The 23,940-nt window shown below is 57.6% G+C and carries 23 protein-coding genes and 1 tRNA gene; 7 read left to right on the top strand and 17 right to left on the bottom strand.

Annotated elements, in window-relative coordinates; genetic code table 11:
* Positions 1-177: 177 nt before the first annotated feature.
* Both PMI23_RS03240 and PMI23_RS03235 read left to right on the top strand, forming a co-directional pair.
* Entirely contained in the window at positions 178-1,371 is a 1,194-nt protein-coding gene (locus tag PMI23_RS03240; RefSeq protein ID WP_007911360.1) for a cyanate transporter, read from the top strand.
* 176 nt (positions 1,372-1,547) lie between these two features.
* Positions 1,548-2,483: a LysR family transcriptional regulator gene (locus PMI23_RS03235; RefSeq protein ID WP_007911368.1), complete on the top strand. Its 936-nt coding sequence runs from the start codon at positions 1,548-1,550 to the stop codon at positions 2,481-2,483.
* A gap of 3 nt (positions 2,484-2,486) precedes the next feature.
* On the opposite strand, the gene PMI23_RS03230 is transcribed toward PMI23_RS03235, so the two are convergent.
* The 6 genes from PMI23_RS03230 to PMI23_RS03205 all read right to left on the bottom strand — a co-directional run bounded on the left by PMI23_RS03230 (position 2,487) and on the right by PMI23_RS03205 (position 8,149).
* Positions 2,487-2,852 carry a 5-carboxymethyl-2-hydroxymuconate Delta-isomerase gene (locus PMI23_RS03230; RefSeq protein WP_007911370.1) on the bottom strand — a complete coding sequence of 122 codons (366 nt, stop codon included), beginning with the start codon at positions 2,850-2,852 and terminating at the stop codon, positions 2,487-2,489.
* A 147-nt stretch (positions 2,853-2,999) separates the two neighbouring features.
* Positions 3,000-3,920 (bottom strand): LysR substrate-binding domain-containing protein, encoded by a 921-nt coding sequence (locus tag PMI23_RS03225; RefSeq protein WP_007911372.1) that lies wholly within the window; start codon positions 3,918-3,920, stop codon positions 3,000-3,002.
* A gap of 73 nt (positions 3,921-3,993) precedes the next feature.
* On the bottom strand, positions 3,994-6,090 hold the full coding sequence (locus PMI23_RS03220) for a DUF6311 domain-containing protein (protein ID WP_007911373.1): 2,097 nt from the start codon (positions 6,088-6,090) through the stop codon (positions 3,994-3,996).
* On the bottom strand, positions 6,087-6,473 hold the full coding sequence (locus PMI23_RS03215) for a GtrA family protein (protein ID WP_007911378.1): 387 nt from the start codon (positions 6,471-6,473) through the stop codon (positions 6,087-6,089). The genes PMI23_RS03220 and PMI23_RS03215 overlap by 4 nt, the downstream gene beginning before the upstream one ends.
* Complete coding sequence (locus PMI23_RS03210) at positions 6,470-7,180, bottom strand: class I SAM-dependent methyltransferase (protein ID WP_007949631.1); 711 nt, start codon at positions 7,178-7,180, stop codon at positions 6,470-6,472. The genes PMI23_RS03215 and PMI23_RS03210 overlap by 4 nt, the downstream gene beginning before the upstream one ends.
* A gap of 3 nt (positions 7,181-7,183) precedes the next feature.
* Entirely contained in the window at positions 7,184-8,149 is a 966-nt protein-coding gene (locus tag PMI23_RS03205; protein WP_007911386.1) for a glycosyltransferase family 2 protein, read from the bottom strand.
* 276 nt (positions 8,150-8,425) lie between these two features.
* Between PMI23_RS03205 and PMI23_RS03200 the strand changes: the two genes are divergently transcribed.
* Positions 8,426-8,617, top strand: coding sequence for a YegP family protein (locus PMI23_RS03200; RefSeq protein WP_007911387.1), 192 nt, complete (start codon positions 8,426-8,428; stop codon positions 8,615-8,617).
* 438 nt (positions 8,618-9,055) lie between these two features.
* Complete coding sequence (locus tag PMI23_RS03195; RefSeq protein WP_007911388.1) at positions 9,056-11,053, top strand: acyltransferase family protein; 1,998 nt, start codon at positions 9,056-9,058, stop codon at positions 11,051-11,053.
* 548 nt (positions 11,054-11,601) lie between these two features.
* Here PMI23_RS03195 and PMI23_RS03190 read toward each other — a convergent pair.
* From PMI23_RS03190 to dapA, 5 genes are all read right to left on the bottom strand, one after another.
* Positions 11,602-11,691, bottom strand: a tRNA-Ser gene (locus PMI23_RS03190).
* Positions 11,692-11,774: 83 nt separating this feature from the next.
* Positions 11,775-12,488 carry a phosphoribosylaminoimidazolesuccinocarboxamide synthase gene (purC, locus tag PMI23_RS03185; protein WP_007911389.1) on the bottom strand — a complete coding sequence of 238 codons (714 nt, stop codon included), beginning with the start codon at positions 12,486-12,488 and terminating at the stop codon, positions 11,775-11,777.
* A 28-nt stretch (positions 12,489-12,516) separates the two neighbouring features.
* Positions 12,517-13,278, bottom strand: coding sequence for an MBL fold metallo-hydrolase (locus PMI23_RS03180; RefSeq protein WP_007911390.1), 762 nt, complete (start codon positions 13,276-13,278; stop codon positions 12,517-12,519).
* 6 nt (positions 13,279-13,284) lie between these two features.
* Complete coding sequence (gene bamC, locus PMI23_RS03175; RefSeq protein WP_007911391.1) at positions 13,285-14,400, bottom strand: outer membrane protein assembly factor BamC; 1,116 nt, start codon at positions 14,398-14,400, stop codon at positions 13,285-13,287.
* A 17-nt stretch (positions 14,401-14,417) separates the two neighbouring features.
* Complete coding sequence (gene dapA / locus PMI23_RS03170) at positions 14,418-15,296, bottom strand: 4-hydroxy-tetrahydrodipicolinate synthase (protein WP_007911392.1); 879 nt, start codon at positions 15,294-15,296, stop codon at positions 14,418-14,420.
* Positions 15,297-15,624: 328 nt separating this feature from the next.
* Between dapA and PMI23_RS03165 the strand changes: the two genes are divergently transcribed.
* Both PMI23_RS03165 and PMI23_RS03160 read left to right on the top strand, forming a co-directional pair.
* Entirely contained in the window at positions 15,625-16,185 is a 561-nt protein-coding gene (locus PMI23_RS03165; RefSeq protein WP_007911394.1) for a glycine cleavage system protein R, read from the top strand.
* Positions 16,186-16,195: 10 nt separating this feature from the next.
* A complete protein-coding gene (locus PMI23_RS03160) occupies positions 16,196-16,669 on the top strand; it encodes a peroxiredoxin (protein ID WP_007911395.1) in 474 nt (157 codons plus the stop codon).
* A gap of 139 nt (positions 16,670-16,808) precedes the next feature.
* Here the strand turns inward: PMI23_RS03160 and PMI23_RS03155 are convergent, their stop codons facing one another.
* Together PMI23_RS03155 and PMI23_RS03150 are read right to left on the bottom strand one after the other, a co-directional pair.
* The gene (locus PMI23_RS03155) at positions 16,809-17,879 is read right to left on the bottom strand and encodes an AI-2E family transporter (protein WP_007911397.1); all 1,071 of its coding nucleotides are present in this window, start codon (positions 17,877-17,879) and stop codon (positions 16,809-16,811) included.
* 30 nt (positions 17,880-17,909) lie between these two features.
* Positions 17,910-18,149: a sulfurtransferase TusA family protein gene (locus PMI23_RS03150; protein ID WP_007911399.1), complete on the bottom strand. Its 240-nt coding sequence runs from the start codon at positions 18,147-18,149 to the stop codon at positions 17,910-17,912.
* A 98-nt stretch (positions 18,150-18,247) separates the two neighbouring features.
* On the opposite strand from PMI23_RS03150, the gene PMI23_RS03145 reads away from it, so the two are divergent.
* Positions 18,248-19,681, top strand: coding sequence for a M48 family metalloprotease (locus tag PMI23_RS03145; protein ID WP_007911401.1), 1,434 nt, complete (start codon positions 18,248-18,250; stop codon positions 19,679-19,681).
* A gap of 81 nt (positions 19,682-19,762) precedes the next feature.
* Here PMI23_RS03145 and PMI23_RS03140 read toward each other — a convergent pair whose 3' ends face one another.
* The 4 genes from PMI23_RS03140 to rpoE form a co-directional block, all read right to left on the bottom strand.
* Complete coding sequence (locus PMI23_RS03140; RefSeq protein ID WP_007911403.1) at positions 19,763-21,196, bottom strand: DegQ family serine endoprotease; 1,434 nt, start codon at positions 21,194-21,196, stop codon at positions 19,763-19,765.
* A gap of 210 nt (positions 21,197-21,406) precedes the next feature.
* Positions 21,407-22,372 (bottom strand): MucB/RseB C-terminal domain-containing protein, encoded by a 966-nt coding sequence (locus PMI23_RS03135; protein WP_007911407.1) that lies wholly within the window; start codon positions 22,370-22,372, stop codon positions 21,407-21,409.
* Positions 22,373-22,380: 8 nt separating this feature from the next.
* Positions 22,381-22,968 (bottom strand): sigma-E factor negative regulatory protein, encoded by a 588-nt coding sequence (locus PMI23_RS03130; RefSeq protein WP_007911408.1) that lies wholly within the window; start codon positions 22,966-22,968, stop codon positions 22,381-22,383.
* Positions 22,969-22,998: 30 nt separating this feature from the next.
* On the bottom strand, positions 22,999-23,580 hold the full coding sequence (gene rpoE / locus PMI23_RS03125; RefSeq protein WP_003172477.1) for an RNA polymerase sigma factor RpoE: 582 nt from the start codon (positions 23,578-23,580) through the stop codon (positions 22,999-23,001).
* Positions 23,581-23,940: the final 360 nt, after the last annotated feature.

Below are 23,940 nucleotides of genomic sequence, written 5' to 3'. Positions count from 1 at the left end.
AGGCTGCGATCTTTTGATCTTGATCTTTAAAGCCAGATCAAAATATCGCAGCCTCGTTGCACTCGACAGCTCCTACAGGGATCGGTATTTGATTTTTAAAAAGGGCTGTGGATTTTCTGGTTTGCCCGAAGCAGACGGTTCCGCGCCTAATCGTCGGCCCCGCTCAAAGGTCTGATGATGGAAAACGTCCGCGTCACTGCTCGCCCCGCTGTCTGGCTGATGCTCGCGATCATGCTCGTCGCCCTCAATCTACGTCCGTCGATGGCGGCGGTCGGCCCGTTACTGTCGGCCATTCGCGCTGACATCCCGCTGAGTTTCAGCGTCGCGTCACTGCTGACCATGCTGCCGGTGATGGCCATGGGGCTGGCGATGTTTTTCGGCATTGGCATCAGTCAGCGGCTGGGCGAGCAACGGACGGTTTTCCTGTCACTGCTGATCATTGGCCTGGCGACGCTGTCGCGGCTGTTTATCGAATCGGCAGCCGAACTGATCGTCAGCGCCGTGTTCGCCGGCCTCGGCATTGCGCTGATTCAGGCATTGATGCCGGCGCTGATCAAATCGCGCTTCGCCGACAACGTCGCTCTGTGCATGGGCTTGTATGTCACGTCGATCATGGGCGGCGCCGCCATTGCGGCCTCGTTCGCACCGCTGGTGATGGTGCAGACCGGGAGCTGGCGCAGCGGTTTGGCCATCTGGGCGATTCTGGCATTGCTCGCGTTGCTGTTCTGGTGGTCGCAACGCAGCCAACTGTCATCCACGGTGATGGCGGCAACCAGGAAAGATTCGTTGTTTGCCCATTCCCGCGCCTGGTTACTGGCCATCTTCTTTGGTTTGGGGACGGCGTCCTATACCTGCGTGCTGGCCTGGCTCGCGCCGTACTACGTGGAAAAAGGCTGGAGCGAACAAGACGCCGGGCTGTTGTTAGGTTTTCTGACGGCCATGGAGGTGATTTCCGGCCTGGTGGTGCCCGCGATCGCCAATCGCAGCCGGGATCGGCGGGTGATGCTGATGGCGTTACTGATGCTGATCATCGCCGGGTTTTGCGGCCTGATCCTCAGCCCGCAACAGCTCAGCCTGCTGTGGCCCTGCCTGTTAGGGCTGGGCATTGGCGGTTTGTTTCCGATGAGCCTGATCGTCTCGCTCGATCACCTCGACAACCCGCAACGTGCCGGTGGGCTGACCGCATTCGTGCAGGGCATCGGTTACTTGATCGCCGGCCTTTCGCCGCTGCTGGCCGGAATGATCCGCGATTGGCTCGGGAGTTTCGAGTGGGCCTGGTGGTCGCTGACCGTTGTGATGGGAGTGATGCTGTTGATGGTGTGGCGCTTCGATCCCAGGCATTACGCCCGACACTTTCCCTCGTCGAGCTAAAGGCTTCTGGCCATCTTTCAGCGGTTTGAGTAGCGACGTCGTGTTACTAAAACTTTCTGTCCCACAACTGACTGTGAAACGTCCTACAGGGCTTTGTCCTGGCACCATCGTTCCGTTAGGATCGTTCGCACACGTTTGCGCGGATTCAGCGCAAGGAGCACAGCGAGACAGAACGGATGCTGAACAGTAACTTGCTTCGAAAGCTCGACATGCAGGATCTCATGGTGTTTATCGCTGTTTATGAGCAAAGCAGCGTTACCGATGTGTCAGAAACCCTTTTCGTCAGCCAGTCCACCGTCAGTTACTGTTTGAAAAAACTGCGCACCAGTTTCGAAGACGAACTGTTCATCAACACCCGCACCGGCATGCGCCCGACCTACAAGGCCAGCACCATGTATGGCCATGTGCAGAAGATCCTCGAAAGCATCAACCTGTGCCACGCCGGCGCCCCCACGTTCGACCCGACCCGGCAAGCCGTCACCTTCAACATCTGCGCGCCGGAATACTTCGAGCAACTGATTCTGCCGCGCCTGTTGAAACGTTTCGATTTCGATGACTTACCGGTGATGGTCAACATGCACAAGTTCGAGACCGACGTCCCGGCGGATGAACTGCGCGACGGCAGCCTTGATCTGGTGATCAGTTTCGGTCCCAATTTCCACCGCCATCACACTGACCTGAAATCACGGATGCTGCTGGAAGATGATCTGGTCTGCGTCTTCGACAAACGCGCCACGCCACTGGAACCGCGCCTGAGCCTGCAGGCCTTTACCGAACGTCGGCATGTGTTTCCGACGCCGTGGACATCGACCACCAACATGGTCGACGGCTGGCTCGCGCGGCAGGCGCAAAAACGCCAGATCGTCGCGCGCTCGAACAGCTACAGCGCGGCATTGAAAATGATCACCGGGACTGACTTCATCCTCACCCTGCCCCGCCGCATCCAGCGCTTGCTGACCAACGAAGCGGTGTTCAATCACTGTGAGGCACCGAACGGCTTGCCAGGCTTCACCCTCGACATGCAGTGGAGCCAGAGCGTTGATCAGGACAGCGCCAACCTGTGGTTGCGCGAGCAAGTGGTGAAGGTGTGCAGCGAACTCGAAGCGGCCTGAGTCCTACACGCCAATCGCGGTTTTGCTGTAGGACTCGCGATCCATGTCGACCAGCTCAACGCACAGCTGCACCTCGACACCGGCCGGCCATTCGCACAGGTCCTGCAAGACTGCCAACAGGCTTTCTGACAACTGCTTCTTGATCTGCGGCGAACGCCCGCTGAGCAGCGCCAGCTTCACATAGACGAAGGCGCGCTCGGCCATAGCGGTACCGACCTTGAAGGTCTCGACTTTGACCGCACGGCTCTTGATATCGAACTCCGCCGCGAACTGACCGGAGCCCACCAGGGTGTTGTTAAGCCGTATCAACGCGACGTCGGCGTTCAACTGCGGCAGGTTGGCGGTGTATTCCATGTGCAGGTGTGGCATTGCAGATCCCCGGTGAGTTGGCAGAAAGGTCGTACATATAGCACATGCAGCTCATTACCAATCCCTGTAGGAGCTGTCGACTTTTGATCTTGAGATTTGAAGATCAAAAGATCGCAGCGTGCCGCAGCTCCTACACGGTGTTGTGGCTCAGGATGGGGTCAGTGGTCGTTCGCTCATGAATTGCTCCAGCCGCGAACGCAACCAGCGTTCGGCCGGATCGCTGTCCACATGGCTGAGCCAGACCATCGACAAATCCAGCGTCGGCGTCTTGAACGGAAAGGGTTCCTTGAACAGCAGCCCCGAAGTGGCCATGGCCGCGGCGGTGTAATCCGGCAGGCTGGCAATCAGGTCGGTGCCGGCCAGCAGCGCCGGCAACGCACTGTATTGCGGCACCGACAGCACCACCTGACGCGTGCGCCCCAGCTCTGCCAGCCACTCATCGGCAAACCCACTGACGTTGGCCGTGTGCGAAACCAGCACGTGCGGCCGCGCGCAATATTCATCCAGCGTCAGCGGCGTATCGCTGGCGTCGGCGCGCAGGATGCTCGGCTGGATGTGCCGCAGCAATTTGCGTTTGGCATTGGCCGGCAGACCTCGGGTCTGGCTGATGCCGACCGTGATATCACCCGCCGCGAGCAGGTCGGGGATGCGCCAGTAATCAACGTGTTGCACCACAAACACCACGTTCGGCGCTTCCTGGCGCAGCGCACGCAACAGCGGCGGCAGCAGGCCGAACTCGACGTCATCGGAAAGGCCAATGCGAAAGGTCATGGTGCTGACGGCCGGGTCGAAATCGCGGGTCAGACTCAGCGCGACCGAAAGTGAATCCAGCGCCGGCTTGAGGTGGCGGAAAATATCTTCGGCACGGGCCGTCGGTTCCATGCGATGGCCGACGCGGATAAACAGCGGATCGTTGAGCATCGTGCGCAAACGATTGAGCGCCGAGCTGATGGTCGGCTGACCAAGGAACAGCTTCTCGGCCGCCCGGGTCACGTTGCGTTCGAGCATCAAGGTCTCGAACACCACCATCAGGTTGATGTCGGCCTTGCGAAGTTCATTGCGGTTCATCCATTGCCCCCTGCCCCCCGGAATACCGGCAGTGTAGAAAGGCCGAAGCCCCGGCGTCCATCGCCACGGTGCGTCAGTTCACCGTCAAGCGCTTCAAGCCAAGCCCCATGACCCGGGAATCGTCGTTCAGGCCCAATTGTTGCGGACTGATGGCATCGGGCAAATGAAACTCGATCGTCAGGCGATCATCGTCCGCTAGGTGCTGACGGATCGCAGGACTGATCGGTATCTCCAGATGATTACCCTGATGTTGCACCAGGCGCGTAGTCAGCACCTGCTCGCCATTCACACTGACGATCACTCGCTGCGCCGGGTGTTGCGGCAAAACGAATGCCATGACATCCAGCGCAATCGAGCGCGCCTCGGGTGTCACCCGTAAGTCGAGTTGCGCCTGCTGCCCCGCCGACCATGTTCCCCAGTTTTCCGCGGTCGACCAGCCGCTGACCAACTGCCGGGCGGAGTAGTTGAAGATCAGCGTCTGACCGGGACGCATCAATGCCAGTAGTGACATCCGCCGCCCCTCATCCGTCATGCTCAGACACTGCGAACAACGCTTCCAGCCCGGCGCGAGCACCACCAGACCATCCACTCGGGTCAGCAGATCCGTTTCACTGTTGACGCTTTTGGCGGCATCGGCGAGCACCGTATCGTCGAGGATGTACAACGAGTCGGCATCGTACTGCCCTGATTCGAGCATGCGCTGCGTTTTCTGCCGGGCCTGCTCAAGCGCAGTGGAACTCATGCGCCCCAGATAAACGGCGTCGGTTTTCAGGCCGTGAGTCGCGGCAAAATCGGCGATCACTTGCCAGCGCTCAGACTGATTCTGCGGCATCAGACTGCGGATATTCGGGTAATGCGCCGCCGCACTCGCCCAGAACGGATCACGCATCGGCGTTGCCCATTCTGCGGACGGCGTCATCATCTTGCCGTTGCGCAAGCCCATCCAGCCGTTGCGCGTGTCGACGACCTGCAACGTCAGCGCCAGCGCCAGCAGCGCGACGACGATGCGTGGCCGGTAACCGCGCACCAGCAGGAACATCACCATCAGGATGAGCGCGTACAACACCGGCCAGAACATCCGCCCCGAGGCGCGAAAAACGTTCGCCAGTTTGATGGCGATTTTCGGTAGCGGGTAGCTGAACGTGTGTGCGCCGACGCCGATCTGGTTCGATAGCGCAAACAACGATAAACCGATCAACGCCAGCATTAGCCAAGGGCGAACGCGAAGCTCATCCTTCAGCGGCTGGCGGTTCCTCAGCCAGGCAATCAGCGCCAACGGCACCAGCAACAACACGCCAAGGCCCGGATAGTTGAAGCCTTCGTAATCGCCACTGGCTTTCGGCAAATTCGGCAAAATCAACGACCAGCCGGCCGGATCCAATGGCGACAGCAGGTTCATCCGGTACAAACCGAAACCGCCGGATTGCGCGCCGTCAGCAATAGCGAAGTAACCGACCTGCCAGCAACACACACTCACCACGGCAAACAGCGAAACGCCTTCGAGCAGACCCTGGCGCCGGCTCAATTGTTGGCTGAAGGTCTTGCCGAGCAGATCCGCCACCCAGATCAGCGCCACCATCGCCAGCAGATACGCATGCACCATGGCGGTGACCGCCAACAACGCGCCCCAGGCCAGACGACGTCGATACAGGTTCGGTAATAACGCCAGGTACAGCGCCGCCAGAATCAGGAAATGCCCGGACAGGGAAAGGTGCCCGCCCATGCGCAGGAACATCGGCGGCGAAAACACCAATAAACCTGTGCCCAGCAAGCGAATCAGCGGATTCTCCGTCATCAGCCCCAGCAGTTTCCAGCCAAACCACGCTTGCAAGACGAAACACGCCAGCAGCCACAGGCCGAAGTACTGGAAGGTCGCCGGTAACCACGCGTTGAACGGTTTGAACAGCAACGCCAGCAGCGGATTGGAGTCGGAGAAAATAATCGAATTGCCCAACTCCAGACCATAGAACGGGTTAAGCCCGAGCGGAAAGGTCCAGGGGGAGTACCGGAAATATTCCCAGCCCAGATAATGCGTCGCCGGATCGCCCTGCTCCAGCCAGGCAATGTTTTGCGGATCCAGCGCTTGCGGCCCGATCACGCAGAAAAACGCCAATACGCCGAGCAACAACGGCAAAAGACCGAGCACCGGATGGTTTGGTGAAGCCTTCATCGATACGTCCAGAAATTGTGCAAGACAAAGGTGAACGCTGGAATCGTCAGTGCCACCGCAACAATACCCAGCAGATAGTGCAGCCCGGCAATCTGCGCAGCCCAGGCAACGAACATCGCCAGGAAAAAGCCCGCCACGGATACCAGCAGGAAGCGCAGCAGCGTTCGGCCGTGCAAACGGGCAGAAAAACTCCAGGTGGTGTTGATCACGTAGGACACCACCGTCGCCACGGCAAATGCCACGCCGTTGGCCAGCGGCGGTTGCGCGGCGATGAAGTTGATGAACAGCACCGCCACCAGCGCATGCAGCGCGGTGACGAACAGCCCGGTCACGGCAAAGCGCACACCACGTTGGATCAAGGCTGATTTTTGCGCCGAGGTCACGTTTTTTGAGCCAGCACGAACACGCTCAACCCGGCCAGACGGTTCGCGCCCATCAGCGGCAGTTCAAGGTTGCACAAGGTTTTGAGGACACCGTTCACCAGCGGATGATGACGCTTGAGTTGCGAACGCGGCGGCTGGGCTTGCGCGCCTTGCGGCAGCAAGCGCAACGCCGCCGCAATCGGAAACACCGCGCCGAAATAATAGGCACCGCGCTGCACCGTCAAACCAGCATCACGCGCCAGCGTTTCGAACTGAGCCAGCGTGTAGCGGCGCTTGTGCTCGAGAAAGTCGTCGTGACCGCTCCACAAGAACTGGAACGCCGGCACTGTCATCAGGAATCGACTGCCCGAGGGCACTTTATCAACGTACATCTTGAGCAAACCGAGATCGTCATCGACATGCTCCAGTACGTCCATCAACAACACCAGATCGGCATCGATGGTTTCGATCCCGCGACGGTAGTGCACCGGTTTGCCGGCGGTGGTCGCGCTGGAGTCGGCGGGATAGCTGATATCCACGCACCACGCTTCGCGTGCATCGGTGTGCGTCAGCAAATGGTGGGAGAAAAATCCCGAACCGGCGCCGACATCGAGGATTCGCTTGATCGGTGCTTTACCGAGCATCCGCGTGGTGGCTGCGGCTTTCGAGCAGTAATACCAATGCTCGTTGATGGCGTCGCCGAGGATGTCGGTTTCCTTGAGATCCATGTATCAGTCCTTGGGGTCGTAGACGCGACGCACCAGAAAAACCGGCCGGCGTTTGGATTCGATATACGTGCGGCCCAGGTACTCGCCGAGCACTCCGATGCCGATCAATTGCAGCCCACCGAGAAAGGTCACGGCCACCATCAGCGAGGCATAACCGGGCATGTCGACACCGTGGATCAATGTGCGCAAGACAATGAAAATGGCGAAGGCAAACGACACCAGCGACACTAGCGCACCGACATACGTCCAGACCCGCAATGGCTCGGTGCTGAAACTGGTGATGCCCTCCAGCGCGAAATTCCACAACCGCCAACCATTGAACTTGCTCTGCCCCGCCACCCGCTCCGGACGCTCGTAATCAACGTGGGTGGTGCGAAAGCCGACCCACGCGAACAGGCCTTTCATGAAGCGTCGGGATTCGGGCAAGGTCAGCAAGGCATCGACCACGCAGCGATCCATCAAGCGAAAATCACCGACGTTCTCGGGTAAAGGCTGTTCGGCAATTTTGTTGTGCAGGCGATAGAACCAGTGAGCGGAAGTCTGCTTCGCCCAGGTGTCGCTGCGGCGACTGATGCGATGACCGAGCACCACTTCAAAGCCTTCTCGCCAGCGCTCGATCATCAGCAGAATGACTTCCGGCGGGTCCTGCAAATCGGCATCGATGGGTACCACGATCTGTCCGGTCGCGATCTGCAAACCGGCGGACAGCGCCGCTTCTTTGCCGAAGTTGCGGCTCAGGTCGACGATACGCAGGCGCACATCCTGACGCTGATGCTCGAGCAGGCGTTCGAGCGTGGTATCGGTGCTGCCGTCATTGACGAACACCAGTTCAAGATCGATTGACGTCTGCGTCTGAAAGACTTCATTGATGCGCCGCAAAAACGTGTCGAGGCTGTCCTCCTCGTTAAAAACGGGGACCACCAGCGATAACGTCACCTGCCCGGCCTGCTGCGTTCCGTGCTCAGTCAAAGGAGTGCTCTTTTTATAGTGATTGTCGGTCGCCGAACGATATTCGACGCCATGAGCCGTTCCGTATTAAGCAGCAGCGTCGACAACGTTGCAAGGATCAGACGGCGTCATTTTGGCCAATCCACCGGCCTATTGCTGCGCTCTAGCCCGCGCTCTTCAGAAACATCCGCCAACGATTGGAAACAAATGTCCGATAGCCAAAAAAACCGTCTGCGCTAGGCTTGCGACCATGCGCCACACAGGCTGTCGCACAATGAATCGCATGGAGCGAACTGAATGTATTTCGAGATTTACAGACAATCCAAAGGCACCCCGAGCACCGGCAAAGGACAATGGCGCTGGAGACTGAGGGCGGGCAACCACGAGACCATCGCCAGTGGCGAGTCTTATGTGAACAAGGCGGATTGTTTGCATGTGATCGGACTGATCAAGGCTGTGCAGGGGGAGACGCCGGTTAAGGAGATTTAACCGCGCGGGTCGATGCAGTCTTAGTCCCCATGCCAGGGAAGAAGTGAAAAAACTTATTAAGATCGGTATGCAAGGACAAGGCGCTGCATAACTCGACGCATAGCGATGTGTATGACTTGATCAAACGGAAGCTGGTGCATTCGCAGTCGTGAATGCCTGATGTGGAGGCGATGTTGCTTCTGCTGAAATGAGAAAGCCCCATAGATTTTCATCTACGGGGCTTTTTCCGTGTAATGGCGAAGAGGTAGGGATTCGCCGCCCTTATTAACCCCATGACGAAATCTCCCTTTCGCAGCAGATTTCGCTAAACGCCTAAGCTGTTTTCCTTTTGCTGCTCGTCGCGGCAATTCGACCGGAGTTTCCTTGGCAACGAAATAGTGGCACTATCGCGACCTCCCGCCCTCACCCTGCAACTAGCAAGAAAATGAGCCAACGTCAATGACAAACCCCAATTTAAAATACAGAAGAGACATAGACGGCCTCCGCGCGCTGGCTGTTATTTCTGTTGTGATTTTTCACGCATTCCCGACTCTGGTGCCTGGGGGATTCGTAGGCGTTGATATATTCTTTGTCATATCCGGCTTTTTAATCGGCACCATACTACTTAAAAGCATTGACCGAGGCACTTTCAGTTTTTCAGATTTTTACGCCAGAAGGATACGTCGAATCTTTCCAGCCCTGACCCTGGTGCTAATAACTTGCTGGGTTGTTGGAAAGCTTGTCTTGTTACCGAATGAGATGACCGAACTCTCCAAGCACATCGCAGCAGGCGCAGGATTTGTAGCAAATTTTGCATTCTGGTACGAGAGTGGATATTTCGACACTGCAGCAGAACTAAAACCATTACTGCATCTATGGTCACTCGCAATTGAAGAGCAATTCTACCTGCTTTTCCCCATGATACTTTGGGCGGCCTGGAAGGTAAGACTTAGCGCTATCAAGCTAATTTTGGCTATTGGATTAGTATCACTGACTTTGAATCTCTACTTCATAGGTGTAGATCCAAACGCCACATTCTACCTACTGCCGACCCGCGCATGGGAACTGCTGGCAGGCACCTTGCTGGCTTGGGCCTGTTTACAGCCGTGGTGGGCGTCGAAGTTCGAAGGACAGCAATCCAGACTCAATGACGCGCTCAGCGCTGCCGGGCTCGCACTCATATTCTTCGCACTATTTAGCTTCAAGCCGAGCGATCAATTCCCCGGCTGGCGCGCAATACTTCCTGTGCTGGGGTCGGTACTCCTAATAGCAGCAGGACCTTCATCTGTAATTAACCGAAGAATTTTCTCAACACGGGTGGCTGTCGCCATAGGTTTGATCAGCTTTCCGCTGTACCTCTGGCACTGGCCTCTGCTTGCGTTCGCCCGCATAGTCCAAAGTGAAGAAACCAGTATCGAGATAAGATCGGCGGCGGTCGCAGCATCAATATTACTAGCATGGATTACTTATTCATTAATCGAGAAGCCGCTTCGCGCCGGAATAGTAAAGCAGCCGCGCCAAACCCCGGCTTTTGTCGGGTTGATGATAGTTATCGCGATTGGCGGATTTGCAACCTATAAACACCCAGCCGCTACCCCGCTGGAGACCAAAAACGAAGTAGCCCGAGCCATCGAGATAAATACCGCAATTTCGCTGACGAACTGCGCAACCAGATTTCCCGACTGGAACACCATGACTGATAACCCGTGCCTGATTCAGGATGGCTTGATTACCAGCGCAGTCATAGGCGACTCACATGCGGCACACCTGTTTGCAGGTCTAAGCACCTACTCTAAGGCCGACAAGGGTTTAGCTGTTTTTCCGGCCAGTTGCGCTGCGCCATTTTACGATACATCTACTGCACAAAAGGACAAAGCCGCCGCGAAGGTTCGCGCGAATGCCTATCGCCTCATCAATGAGGCATATGATTACGCCTCAAAAAACAGCAGCGTAGTAAACGTACTTCTTGCGCATAACCCAAAATGTTCTTGGGAGGACGCTGTAGACATTCGAAATCCTGGCGAGAAGGATTTCAGAAAAGTTCTGGAATCAGGCATGAGGAGATCCTTCGAAATGCTATCTGAAGCCAAGAAGAATATTGTGGTGGTGCTAGACAACCCAACCCTGCCGTTTGACCCATCGGCATGTGTCACACGCCCTTTCCGAATTACTGAAAAGAATGATGGCTGCTCATTCCCAAGGAAAGTTTACGATCAGGACAGCGTAAATTCCGCCTATAACGAAATTGTTCAACGCGTGGCAAAAGACTTTACCAACGTAAAAATAATCGACTTAGCGTCGTTGTTCTGCGATTCCGACAGTTGCTACGCTGCGAAGGGCGGAAAAGTTCTATACAACGACAGAAACCACCTATCTATGTACGGCTCGCAATACGTTGCTCCGTACATTCTAGAGTCCCTGCGCCACGAAAAAAATGAGCGCACCACGCAGCTTTAGTCGTTATCGATAGCTATTTGACCCGGGCAGAGCTGAACTGGCTGAAATCAAGGATGACAATATGAAATTTCGTGCACTCGGGAAAGATTGCTGAATGCACGCTGTCTTTGGCTAGGTCAGCACTGACATGATCAATGCGAGCGCAAACGGATTACATTAATAAAAGCTTGGCACAGACGGGGTGCAATCAGCCCCCGTTCGCCGATGTCTCTGATGCCCCATAACTCCAGTCAATCTGCCAGCCCATTGGGGCCACCACTGTCTTACGAGCGATAACCTCGCCCCCTCCCGATCTGCCAGCGAGTGCAGCTCGAACGCCACCCAATATACGCGACCGACTCAGAGCCCCCTTGCAGCCGCTCAAGCAGCTCAGGGATGCGCAGCAGTCGCTCATTGCCGAACAGAGCCGCTGCAGTGTAGGGAACCGCGCAACACCCCAAAGCGCCCTTACAGTTCCTTTTGCCCTGGAAACGCCCTGAACGAAAGCCCGAAAACGAAAAAGCCCCCGTAATCAGCAATGATTACGGGGGCTTCGTCTTGTTCAATAATGGCGGAGAGATAGGGATTCGAACCCTAGGTACCGGTGAAGGTACAACGGATTTCGAATCCGTCCCATTCGGCCACTCTGGCATCTCTCCAACGGCGCGCATCATAACAACACTTTTACCGAAAGCAAACCCTCTTTCGAAAATTTCTTCGTGCTATCAGATGCTTGCGTCGATTAAAGCGGTACGCCCAGACGATTGGCGACTTCTTCGTAGGCTTCGATGACATCACCGAGGCCCTGGCGGAAGCGGTCTTTGTCCATCTTCTTCTTGGTGTCCTTGTCCCACAGACGGCAGCCGTCCGGGCTGAACTCGTCGCCGAGGACGATGGAGCCGTCGCTGAACACGCCGAATTCAAGCTTGAAGTCGACCAGCAGCAGGCCGGCGTCGTCGAACAGCTTGGTCAGGACTTCGTTGACCTTGAGCGACAGTTCTTTCATGCGAACCAGTTGCTCGGCGGTGCCCCAACCGAATGCCACAACGTGGGATTCGTTGATGAACGGGTCGCCCTTGGCGTCGTCCTTCAGGAACAGTTCGAAGGTGTAAGGGTTGAGCTTCAGGCCTTCTTCGACACCCAGACGCTTGACCAGGCTGCCGGCGGCGTAGTTGCGCACGACGCACTCGACCGGGATCATGTCGAGCTTCTTCACTAGGACTTCGTTGTCGGCCAGCAGTTTGTCGAATTGGGTCGGTACGCCGGCCGCTTCGAGTTTCTGCATGATGAAGGCGTTGAACTTGTTGTTGACCATGCCTTTGCGGTCGAGCTGCTCGATGCGCTTGCCGTCGAACGCCGAGGTGTCGTTGCGAAACAGCAGGATCAAGCGGTCAGCGTCGTCGGTCTTGTAAACCGATTTGGCTTTGCCGCGGTAGAGTTCTTCACGTTTTTCCATGATGGGCTCCGCTTGCTAAGTAGGTGGGCTAGGCGATGTGGCGCCAGTCGAGCCCTGAATCTTGATCGGCCAGTTGCAGCCAGTCCGGGTCGCACCCGAGGGTGTCGACAAAACATTGCCGGGCCAGCTGCGGCAGGTTGTTCTTGCTGCTCAGGTGGGCCAGGACCAGATGTTGCAAGCCCTGCCAGCCCAACTCGGACACCAGGAATGCCGCCTGATGGTTGTTCAAATGTCCCAGCTCGCCGCCCACCCGTTGCTTGAGAAAGTACGGGTAATGACCACGGGCCAGCATGTCACGACAATGGTTGGACTCGATCATCAACGCATCGAGGTCCCGATACCCGTCCAGCACCCGCTCGCAGTAGGACCCCAGGTCCGTCAGCAGGCCGAAACGCCGCTGCTCGTGATCACTGAAGACATACTGGGTCGGTTCCTGCGCATCATGGGCCACGGCAATGACCCCGATGTTCAGTGCGCCGATCTGCAGTTGCTCGCCGCCGGCCAGAAAGCCCGCGGGTTCAATCGGTTTGCGCATCCCGCGCAGTGTGCCGCGACTGAGGTAGACCGGTAGATTGTAGCGCCGAGACAGCAAACCCACGCCATGCACGTGGTCGGCATGTTCGTGGGTTACGAGTATCGCGCTCAGTTGCGCCGGGTTTACACCCAGGCGCAACAGGCGTTTTTCGGTTTCCCGCAGGGAAAAACCACAATCCACCAGCACGTACGTATCAGCACTGGCGATCAGCGTGCCGTTCCCTTGGCTACCGCTGCCGAGAACGGCAAAACGCATGGTTGATCAGCCCAGGTTGTCCTGAATCACGCTCAACACTTTGCGTGCCACTTCAGCCGGCGCGACGGTGTTGATGTTTTTCTCGACGGTGACCTGAATGTTCTCGCCAACCTTGCTCAGGCGAACCTGATAACGCTCGGCACGGGCTTCAACTTCTTCCTTGCTCGGCGCGCTGCCGAACAGGCTGCTGAAGAAACCAGGCTTGTCGTCTTTCTTCTCGGCTTTTTCGGCCAGGTTGATGTAGTACAGGCCGAGGCTGCGGTTGATGTCTTCAACGCGCCATTCGCCTTGTTCCAGTGCACGGCCAACGCTCGACCAGGCACGGTCCAGATCGGTACCGACGTTCAACACCGGGTTACCGCTGCCGTCTTCGCTGAGGCTGACACGGCTCGGCGTATCGAAATCACGCGAGGCCAGCATCGACACCGAACCGCCCTTCTCGGAGATCCGGCTCATGCTTGCGAGCATGTCATCGACCAGCGCCGCGTCCAGACCCGTGTTGACCGAACGGTTGGTGAAGGCCACATCGGCAGTGCTACCGGCAGGACGCTCGGCGCTGACCACGTAGATTTCACTGGTGTTGCGCTGCACGCCCGGCTCGATACGCACACGCACGCGGGTTTCGCTGTCGCTGGCGATACCGGCTGCGCTCAGGCGCTTGGCCATGGACGCGGACAGTTCGTCGGAATGCTGCCAGGTGGTGGTGAATTCGCCGGTTTGCGGGCGCTGTTCATCCAGACGGAAACCGTTGTCCTGGAAGAATTGCACCGCCACTGGCCAGACTTCGGCCGGTGGGTGCTGGGCTACGACCCAACGCGAATCACCGCTCTTCTGCAGCGAGTAATCGCTGGCATCGGCAACGGCCGACAGCGGCTGAGGACGCGGCACAATGTATTCGCCCTTGGCGGTGTCATCAGCAACGTTGCGCGGGATCGGCAACAGCGGATCCAGACGCTTGGAAGTGCTGACATCCGGTGGCAGTTGCATCGGTGCAGTCTGTTGCGCTTCCAGGTAATCGCTACCACGGTCACGGAAATAACCTTCCGGGCCCCAGACCCATCCGCAGCCACTGGTGCTGGAGATAATCAAGGCAAGTGCGGAAAGTCCGGCCATTCGCTTCATGCGTTGTACTTCCTCAATTAAACCAGGACGCTGCACTGGCGCAGGGCCGAGCGCAGCGTTTCATGACAAGGTGTGCTCAGCCAGGTCAGTGGCAGGCGGATGCCTTCGTGCATCAGGCCCATTTCAACCAAAGCCCACTTCACCGGAATCGGGTTGGCTTCGATGAACAGGTCTTTGTGCAGCGGCATCAGTTTTTCGTTGATCGCCCGTGCGGTGTCGGCGTCGCCTTTCAGCGCGGCCTCGCACAGATCAGCCATTTCGCGCGGAGCGACGTTGGCGGTCACCGAGATGTTGCCTTTGCCGCCCAGCAGGATCAGTTCAACGGCGGTCGGATCATCGCCGGACAGCACGATGAAGTCCTTGCTCACGCCATCAATGATCGCTTTGGCACGTTTCAGGTCGCCGGTGGCTTCCTTGATACCGATGATGTTCGGCACGGTGGACAGGCGGATCACGGTCTCGGCCTGCATGTCGCAAGAGGTGCGGCCAGGAACGTTATAGAGAATCTGTGGAATGTCGACAGACTCGGCGATGTGTTTGAAGTGCTGGTACAGGCCTTCCTGAGTCGGCTTGTTGTAGTACGGAACGACCAGCAGGCAGGCATCGGCGCCGGCTTCTTTGGCGTTGCGGGTCAGCTCGACGGCTTCGCGGGTCGAGTTGGCGCCGGTGCCGGCGATGACCGGGATGCGCCCGGCAACCTGTTTGACCACGGCTTTGATGACGGCGATGTGTTCTTCTACATCAAGGGTTGCCGACTCGCCGGTAGTACCGACCGCGACAATGGCATGGGTGCCGTTCTTGAGATGGAAGTCCACGAGTTTGCTGAGGCTGTCCCAGTCAAGACGCCCTTGTGCATCCATGGGAGTGACCAGTGCCACCATACTGCCCGCAATCATGAAACCGCTCCTGCCGGAAAAAGAGAGCGGTAATGGTACTGGCGCCAAGATGCTTGCACAAGCGAAGTACTGCGCTGCCGCCATTCCCCTTGGCGCCGCTTTTCGCTACCCTTCAGACTTTGATCGGTACTGATCAGCTTGTACGCCGGGTTCCAGCCTCCCTTTTCGGCCTCCCAGACCCCGTTCCTGCGTCGCATCGGCGCGCTCCCGCTATAGTGGAGCGAGCCGCGAGCTTGCCGGGCCTCTTTGTACGGACCGCCAGAACAGGCACTCCACGGCAGCCAACGCCCGTAAACCTACCGACCGCTCATCGCTTTAGGAATGCTGCATGTCCACCCCCACAGTTCGCGAACAATTCCTTGTCATCAGTGCCCTCGGCGCCAACCCCATGGAGCTGACTAACGTCCTGTGCCGCGCCAGCCATGAAAATCGCTGCGCCGTGGTTACTTCGCGCCTGACTCGCCATGGCGAGTGCAGTGCGCTGATCCTTGAGGTCTCCGGCAGCTGGGACGCCCTTGCTCGCCTGGAAGGCAGTCTGTCGGGCCTGTCCAAGAAACATGCTTTCACCGTCAACGTGGTGCGCAGCGCGCCGCTGGAAAATCGTCCGCAGGCGCTGCCGTACGTGGCGTATGTGAGTTCGGCGTATCGCCCGGACATCATCAATGAGCTGTGCCAGTTCTTCATGGATCACAACGTCGAACTGGAAAACCTGACCTGCGACACCTATCAGGCGCCGCAGACCGGCGGCACCATGCTCAACGCCACGTTCACCGTGACCCTGCCGGCCGGCACCCAGATCAGTTGGCTGCGCGACCAGTTCCTCGATTTCTCCGATGCGATGAACCTGGATGCACTGATCGAGCCTTGGCGCCCACAAAACCCAATGTAAGGAAGCTTTCATGGCCGTTGTCATCGACCAACCGGTTGCCGATTTCGAAGCGCCTGCCACTAGCGGGCAGACCGTCAGCCTGTCTGCCCTGAAGGGCAAGCAAGTGGTGATCTACTTTTACCCGAAGGACAGCACGCCGGGCTGCACCACTGAAGGTCAGGGCTTTCGTGATCAGTACGCCGCGTTTCAGGCAGCCAATACCGAGATATTCGGTATCTCCCGCGACAGCCTGAAGTCCCACGAGAACTTCAAGTGCAAGCAGGAATTTCCGTTTGAGCTGATCAGTGACAAGGACGAGGCTGTCTGCCAATTGTTCGACGTGATCAAGTTGAAAAAGCTGTACGGCAAGGAATACCTGGGCGTTGATCGCAGCACGTTCCTGATTGATAAGGACGGTGTGCTGCGTCAGGAATGGCGCGGTGTGAAAGTGCCGGGGCATGTGGATGCCGTATTGGCTGCTGCTCAGGATCTGAATAAAGCCTGATGGTTTTGCGTCATTTTTACTGACGCCTTCGCGAGCAGGCTCGCTCCCAGATTGGATCTGTGGCGCTCACAAGTCCAATGTGGGAGCGAGCTTGCTCGCGAATGGGCCCTAAGTGTCACCAAACAATTTGCATCAACCGCTACAGCAGTGGCGCCACCGCCGGCTCTCGGCGCGGCCACGCATCCAGCACCGCCTTGAACAGCGTCGCCAGCGGGATCGCAAAGAACACGCCCCAGAATCCCCACAACCCGCCAAACAACAGCACCGCGCAGATAATTGCCACCGGGTGCAGGTTGACCGCCTCCGAGAACAGCAATGGCACCAGCACGTTGCCATCCAGTGTCTGAATGATGCCGTACACCGCCATCAGATAGATGAACTGATCACTCCAGCCCCACTGGAACAATGCGATCAACAGCACCGGCACGGTCACGACCACAGCGCCGACATACGGCACCACCACCGACACACCGACCAGCAACGCCAGCAGTGCGGCATAGTTGAGCCCAAGGGCGACAAAGGCGATGTAGGTCACACCGCCACAAATCACGATTTCAATGACCTTGCCACGAATGTAGTTGGCGATCTGCCGGTTCATTTCCTGCGCAACCCGAGTGATCAGCGCGCGCTCACGTGGCAGATAACCACGCACCCACTCGCCGATCATCGCCCGGTCCTTCAGGAAGAAGAACACCAGAATCGGCACCAGCACCAGGTAGATCATGATGTTCACCAGCAGCGGCAGACTCGACAGCGAGAATGTCAGCGCCCACTGGCCGAACTTGCCGATCTCGCCGCGCGCGGCCTCGATCGCCTGCAAAACCTGCTCGTCGGACACCAGATGCGGATAGCGCTCGGGCAACAGCAACAGCAGCGATTGCCATTTGGCGAGCATCCCGGGCAGCTCGTTGAACAGCGTGATCAACTGATGCCAGAGCAACGGCAGCACCACGACGATAAACAGCATCAGCACGCCCATGAACAGCGCAAACACCAACCCTACCGCCACGCCACCCGGCACGCGCAGACGTTCCAGCGTGACCACCAGGCCCTGCATCAGATACGCCAGCACCATCCCTGCCAACACTGGCGCGAGCATGCCGCCAAGTGTGAGCACGGCCGTGAAGGCGAGAAACAGCAGCACCGCCAGCACCACGGCTTCTTCATCGGAGAAGTAGCGCTGAATCCAGTCGCGTAACACTTTGAACATCAATAATCCTTAGATTTAACGCTGTCGGTTTCAGGCCTTTTTCAACCAGTAACGGTAGACGCCTGCTTCGTCTTCTTCGCGCAGCAGCGTATGACCGGCCAACTTGGCAAAGGTGCGAAAGTCGCGCTGTGACCCCGCATCAGTCGCGATGACTTTGAGAACAGCGCCACTCTGGAGCTTGTTGAGTTCCATTTTTGCCTTGAGCAACGGCAACGGACAATTCAGGCCACTGGCGTCCAGTTCCACGTCATGGGCTACAGCGTCAGTCATTGCGTCACTCCGGTTCGGGTCGTCGAGCTGCCTAGAATATCTGGTCGCAGCTCCGGTGTCCGGCTACAGTAAGGTCTTTGTCTTCTAAGGCTTTGTGCATGACTTTTCTGCGCCCTACCCTGCTGACGCTCGCTTGCCTGCTCGCCTCACCAGGCTTTGCCGACGATCTGCCGTCACTCGGCGACGCCAGTTCTGCCATTGTCTCGCCGCAACAGGAATACCAGCTCGGCCGCGCCTGGCTGGCGATGTTGCGCAGCCAGGTTTCACAGCTCAACGATCCACAGCTCAAAGACTACGTCGAATCCAGCGTGTACAAGTTGGTGGAGACCAGCCAGGTCACTGACCGGCGCCTTGAATTCATTCTGATCAACAGCCCGCAGCTCAACGCTTTTGCCGCGCCGGGTGGTGTGGTCGGGGTCAACGGCGGCTTGTTCCTCAACGCACAGACCGAGGGGGAATACGCCTCGGTACTCGCGCACGAATTGGCGCACTTGTCGCAACGCCACTTTGCTCGTGGTGTAGAGGCTTCGCAACGGATGCAGGTGCCGATGATGGCCGCGCTGCTGGCCGGGATCGTCATTGCGGCAGCCGGCGGCGGTGACGCCGGTATCGCGACCATCGCCGGCACTCAGGCGGCGGCGATTCAATCGCAGCGGACCTTCTCCCGTCAGAACGAACAGGAAGCCGACCGTATCGGCATTCTCAATCTGGAAAAGGCCGGGTATGACCCGCGCTCGATGCCGACCATGTTCGAACGCTTGATGCGTCAATATCGTTTCGACGCCAAGCCACCGGAATTCCTGCTGACTCACCCGGTGACCGAATCGCGTATCGCCGACACCCGCAACCGCGCCGAACAGGCCAAACCGGGCGGCATTGAAGACTCCAAGCGCTATCAGTTGATCCGCACGCGCGTGCAGTTGATCTACGAAGAAACCCCAGGCCTGGGCGCCAAGCGTTTCCGTGCGCAGCTGGATGAGAATCCGAAAAACGATGTGGCGCGCTACGGTCTGGCGATTGCACAGATCAAGGGCGGCCAATTGAATGAGGCGCGTGAGAACCTCAAGCAATTGCTGGCAACATCGCCTAACGAAATCATCTACAACCTTGCTCAGGTCGATCTGGACATTACCAATAATCGTTTGCCGGATGCGCAATCGCGGGTTGACCGCATGCTCACGCAATATCCGGGCAACTATCCCCTGAATCAGGTTCGGGTGGATCTGCTGCTGAAACAGAATCGCGCGCCGGATGCCGAGAAAGCACTGGAAGCATTACTCAAGTCACGTCCGGATGATCCGGACGTCTGGTATCAGGTCGCAGAGACTCGTGGCTTGTCGGGCAATATCATCGGCCTGCACCAGGCGCGCGCAGAATACTTCGCACTGGTCGGCGACTACCGCCAAGCCATCCAGCAACTGGACTTCGCCAAGCGCAAGGCTGGCAGCAACTTCCCGCTGTCCTCGCGGATTGACGCCCGTCAGCGTGAGCTGATGGAGCAGGAGCGGATGATCAAGGACATGATGGGCTGATCGTTACCCACCAAGACAAAAGCTTCAGGCATAAAAAAACCGCCTCTTTCGAGGCGGTTTCTTTTTTACCTTACCGCTGGGTTATTCAGCCAGCTTGAAGGTGATGAAGCTGGCACGGCCTTGACGCAGCACGCGCATCGACACCGAGCGGTTCTTCGGCAGCGCTTTGGCGATCTCACCGAACTCCTTGCTGGAGCCGATGGCCTGGTTGTTCAGGTGAGTAATCACGTCACCTGGTTGCAGACCGATCAACGCTGCAGGACCGTCCTGCACTTCCTTGATCACCACACCACCTTTAAGGTCGTAGGTTTTCTTCTGCTCGGCAGTCAGTTCGCCCACGGCAACACCGAGACGGTTGCTGGTGGTTTCAGCGCCAGACTTTGGCAGTGCATCCAGTTCTTTGTCTTCGTCCGGGATCGCGCCAACCGTCAGTTCGACGTTCTTGCGCTTGCCTTCACGAATCACTTCCAGATTGGCTTTGGCGCCAGCCTTCAGCGCGCCGACCAGATGTGGCAGGTCAGCAGACATGACGATCGGCTGGCCGTTCATGCTCAGGATCACGTCACCGACTTGCAGACCGCCCTTGGCTGCCGGGCCGTCATCCTGAATCTGGGCGACCAGCGCGCCGGCCGGTTTATCCAGACCGAACGACTCGGCGAGATCCTTGTTCACTTCCTGGATGACCACGCCCAGCCAGCCACGGCTGACCTTGCCACCGCTCTTCAGTTGGTTGGACACATCCATTGCCACGTCGATAGGAATCGCGAACGATACGCCCATGAAGCCGCCCGAACGGGTGTAGATCTGCGAGTTGATGCCGACCACTTCACCGCTCAGGTTGAACAGCGGACCACCGGAGTTGCCCGGGTTGATCGGCACGTCAGTCTGAATGAACGGCACATAGTTTTCGTTCGGCAGACTACGACCGACGGCACTGACGATGCCTTGGGTCACGGTGTGGTCGAAGCCGAACGGCGAACCGATAGCGACGACCCACTGGCCGGCTTTCAGGTCCTGGGATTTGCCAAGCTTCAATACCGGCAGATCCTTACCTTCGATTTTCAGCAGCGCCACGTCGGAACGTGGGTCGGTGCCGATCAGCTTGGCTTTCATTTCGCTGCGGTCGGCGAGGCGGACGAGAATTTCGTCGGCATCGGCAATCACGTGGTTGTTGGTCAGGATGTAGCCATCCGGAGAGATGATGAAGCCCGAGCCCAGCGACTGCGCTTCACGCTGACGACCACCACCGCCCGGCGAACGCTGTTGAGGCGGCATGCCACGTTCGAAGAACTCGCGCAGCATCGGCGGCAGGCCTTCCAGATCAGGCATCTGCTGGTTCACTTTGCGATCCGGCAGTTTCTGCGTGGTACTGATGTTCACCACGGCTGGCGACGCTTGTTCGACCAATTGGGTGAAGTCAGGCAGATCGGCTGCTTGCGCAGCAGGTACAGCCTGACCGAGCAACAGCACGGTGGCGAAAATGGAGAGATAAGATTTCAAACTTGGTATCGACATACAGCTCCCGTTACGACGAGCAGGGTTAAGCGATATGGAGCAAGGAACACCGGAAACCACCGACCGGCATTTTTGTTCCGGCAACAACAAACAAGGCCAGAGCCGTGAGGCTCTGACCTATAAAAAATTTTCAGGGTATTTGCAAATGAAAATGCTCAGCAAACATTTCATCTACGTCTCGACAAAGAAGTGGTAACGACTGAAATCAGCTCACTGCTTGCTGGTTGCAGTGCCATCGGTATTACGCATCGACAGAGCAATTCGTTCGGCAGTACCAATCGGGATCTCGCCGACCACGGTGACCATCATTTCGCCCTCAGGCGTGGTCAGGCGGCGGGAAACGGCAACGGTCGGGCCCAGCTGTGTCCGCGTGTCAGTGACGGTTTCGCCGTTCAATGGCTCAAGGAAAACCGAAAAACGCGCCAGACCGTCGTCATACAGCAAGCTGTTGACCTGAGTCTTGGTTTCCGGATCTTTGTGCGAAGTACTGCTGGTCAGTTCGAACCCCGGCGGCAACCATTCAGAGTGCCATACCTGAGCGGCCTTGACCGCCGAAGCCTTGTCGCTGTCCAAAGTAACTGCCTTGCAGTCAGCGTCAGCCTGCAAATCTTTGTCAGACGGGACTTCATCAGTATCAAGACTGGTGAACTGGAAGCGCTCGAGCAACTGCCCCTTGTCGTTTAGCAGTAACGACTTCAGCGGCAAGCCCGTTTTCTTGTCCAGATGCAACTCAAAACCGTAACGATGCTGATCGCGAGGCGTCAGCGAAACAATTACTGCGTCCCGCCCAGCCACACGCGACTTGCCAATGACGGCGAGGTCATACCAGTTTTTCAGCTTTTGCGGATCGAGAGGACGAGCGGCCGAGTTGGGAGAATCCCCCAGACCGGCAATCAGGGTGCCGCTGACGCATTGAGTGTGTCCATCAATGCGCACGACTTCCTGCGCCGAACCATCGAGCTGAAGTAAACGCTCGCGGACCTGGCCATTCTGGACGCGATGCCAGATGTTATGGGTAGAAAAGCTACCGTTACGCTCGTAAACGAATGTGCCGTGAAAGCTTTGCTGCTGCTCGGCCTGGCCCAGACGGGTCAACCAGTCCTGGGCCTCATCAGCGTGGGCTGGAACAATGAACCAGCCACTGAGCAGAAGCGAAAGTAGAGGTATGGCGCGCATGATCCTCCTTAACGGTTTTCCAGGCTTGCAGCACGTGCGTATGGCAACGCGCTTTCAGTACCTTTCAGTGCAGCCTGCTGAGCGTGCTGACGCAGGTAGCCTGGCAGACGCTGATCGTGCCAGCCTGGCTGACCTTGCAGTACGCCGTTGGCCATCGGGCCAGTGGCTTCCGAACTCTCACTATAGCCTGCCAGAACAGCCGGGCCTTTGACCTGTGGGGTCGCCAGAGTTGGCTGATTGGATTGCTGAGCCAGTTCGACACCAGCGATTTCGTCCTGGTTGTACAGGCGAACACCGGCCAGAACGGCAACAGTCACCGAGGCTGCAACAGCCAGACGGCCAAGGTTACGCCATGGGCTGCGCGATACTTTGGCCGGAGCCGTTTCGTCTTCCAGTGCAGCAGACACTGCCGCAGCGATGTCCAGACGTGGCAGCAGCAGATCCTTGTGCATGGCTGCCCGAGCGATCTGGTAACGAGCCCAGGTCTCACGGGTTTCTACGTCGTCCAGTGCATTGAGCACCCGACGCAATTCCAGTTCGTCCGCTTCGTTATCCATCACTGCGGACAGCGATTCCTGCAGGGCTTCACGACTCATGGCGTTCCTCTCTTGGCTGTCGCCGCTGTCTCAGTTTTCCTGCAACAACGGCTGCAGGGCTTTATCGATGGCCTCCCGGGCGCGGAAAATCCGGGAGCGCACGGTACCCACCGGACATTGCATGACGCTCGCAATGTCCTCGTAACTCAGACCATCGAATTCACGTAAAGTTAAAGCTGTACGCAAATCCTCTGGCAGTTGCTGGATGGTTCGATGGACGGTGCCTTCGATCTCATCCCGCAGCAGTGCACGTTCTGGTGATTCGAGATCCTTGAGGCCGTGATCGCCATCGTAGAACTCTGCATCCTCGGAACTTACATCGCTGTCCGGCGGCCGACGGCCGCGTGAAACCAGGTAATTCTTCGCCGTGTTAATGGCAATACGGTACAGCCACGTATAAAACGCACTGTCGCCGCGAAAGTTTCCAAGTGCTCGATACGCCTTGATAAAGGCTTCCTGAGCCACGTCCTGGGCTTCATGGGTGTCGTGCACGAAACGCACGATCAACCCGAGAATCTTGTGCTGATATTTCAGCACCAACAGATCGAAAGCTCGCTTGTCGCCGCGTTGAACGCGCTCGACCAGCTGCTGATCCTCTTCCTGGGTTAGCATGAACACTCCTCGATAAGCCCGAAGGAGACTTGCATAACTAAACGACCAGACTTGCAAACATAGACTCGGGCTTTTCGCAAAAGTTCTCCCCCTCCAGGCAAGTTTCCTGCGGGCTCTGATTTGGCACGCACGAAAAACGCAGCTCGGGATAAACCGGCTGCGCGAATAATCTTGTCATCGGTTTCGCCGGCAGGAATCCAACCGCGGATTCCGCACTGAAGCCGACACTGTCCCTTATCTCTGGCACCGACTATTGATCTTGGGCCTTTGGCAAAAGTTCCAATTATTTATAGCCGTCGCCACCCGACATTGGGCGACTCTGTGCAGAAAACGTCTGTTTCAGCGCCGATACAGTCGCCT

It is taken from the genome of Pseudomonas sp. GM24, from assembly GCF_000282235.1.
GTDB lineage: Bacteria > Pseudomonadota > Gammaproteobacteria > Pseudomonadales > Pseudomonadaceae > Aquipseudomonas.
This window is presented reverse-complemented; position numbering and strand designations above follow the sequence as displayed.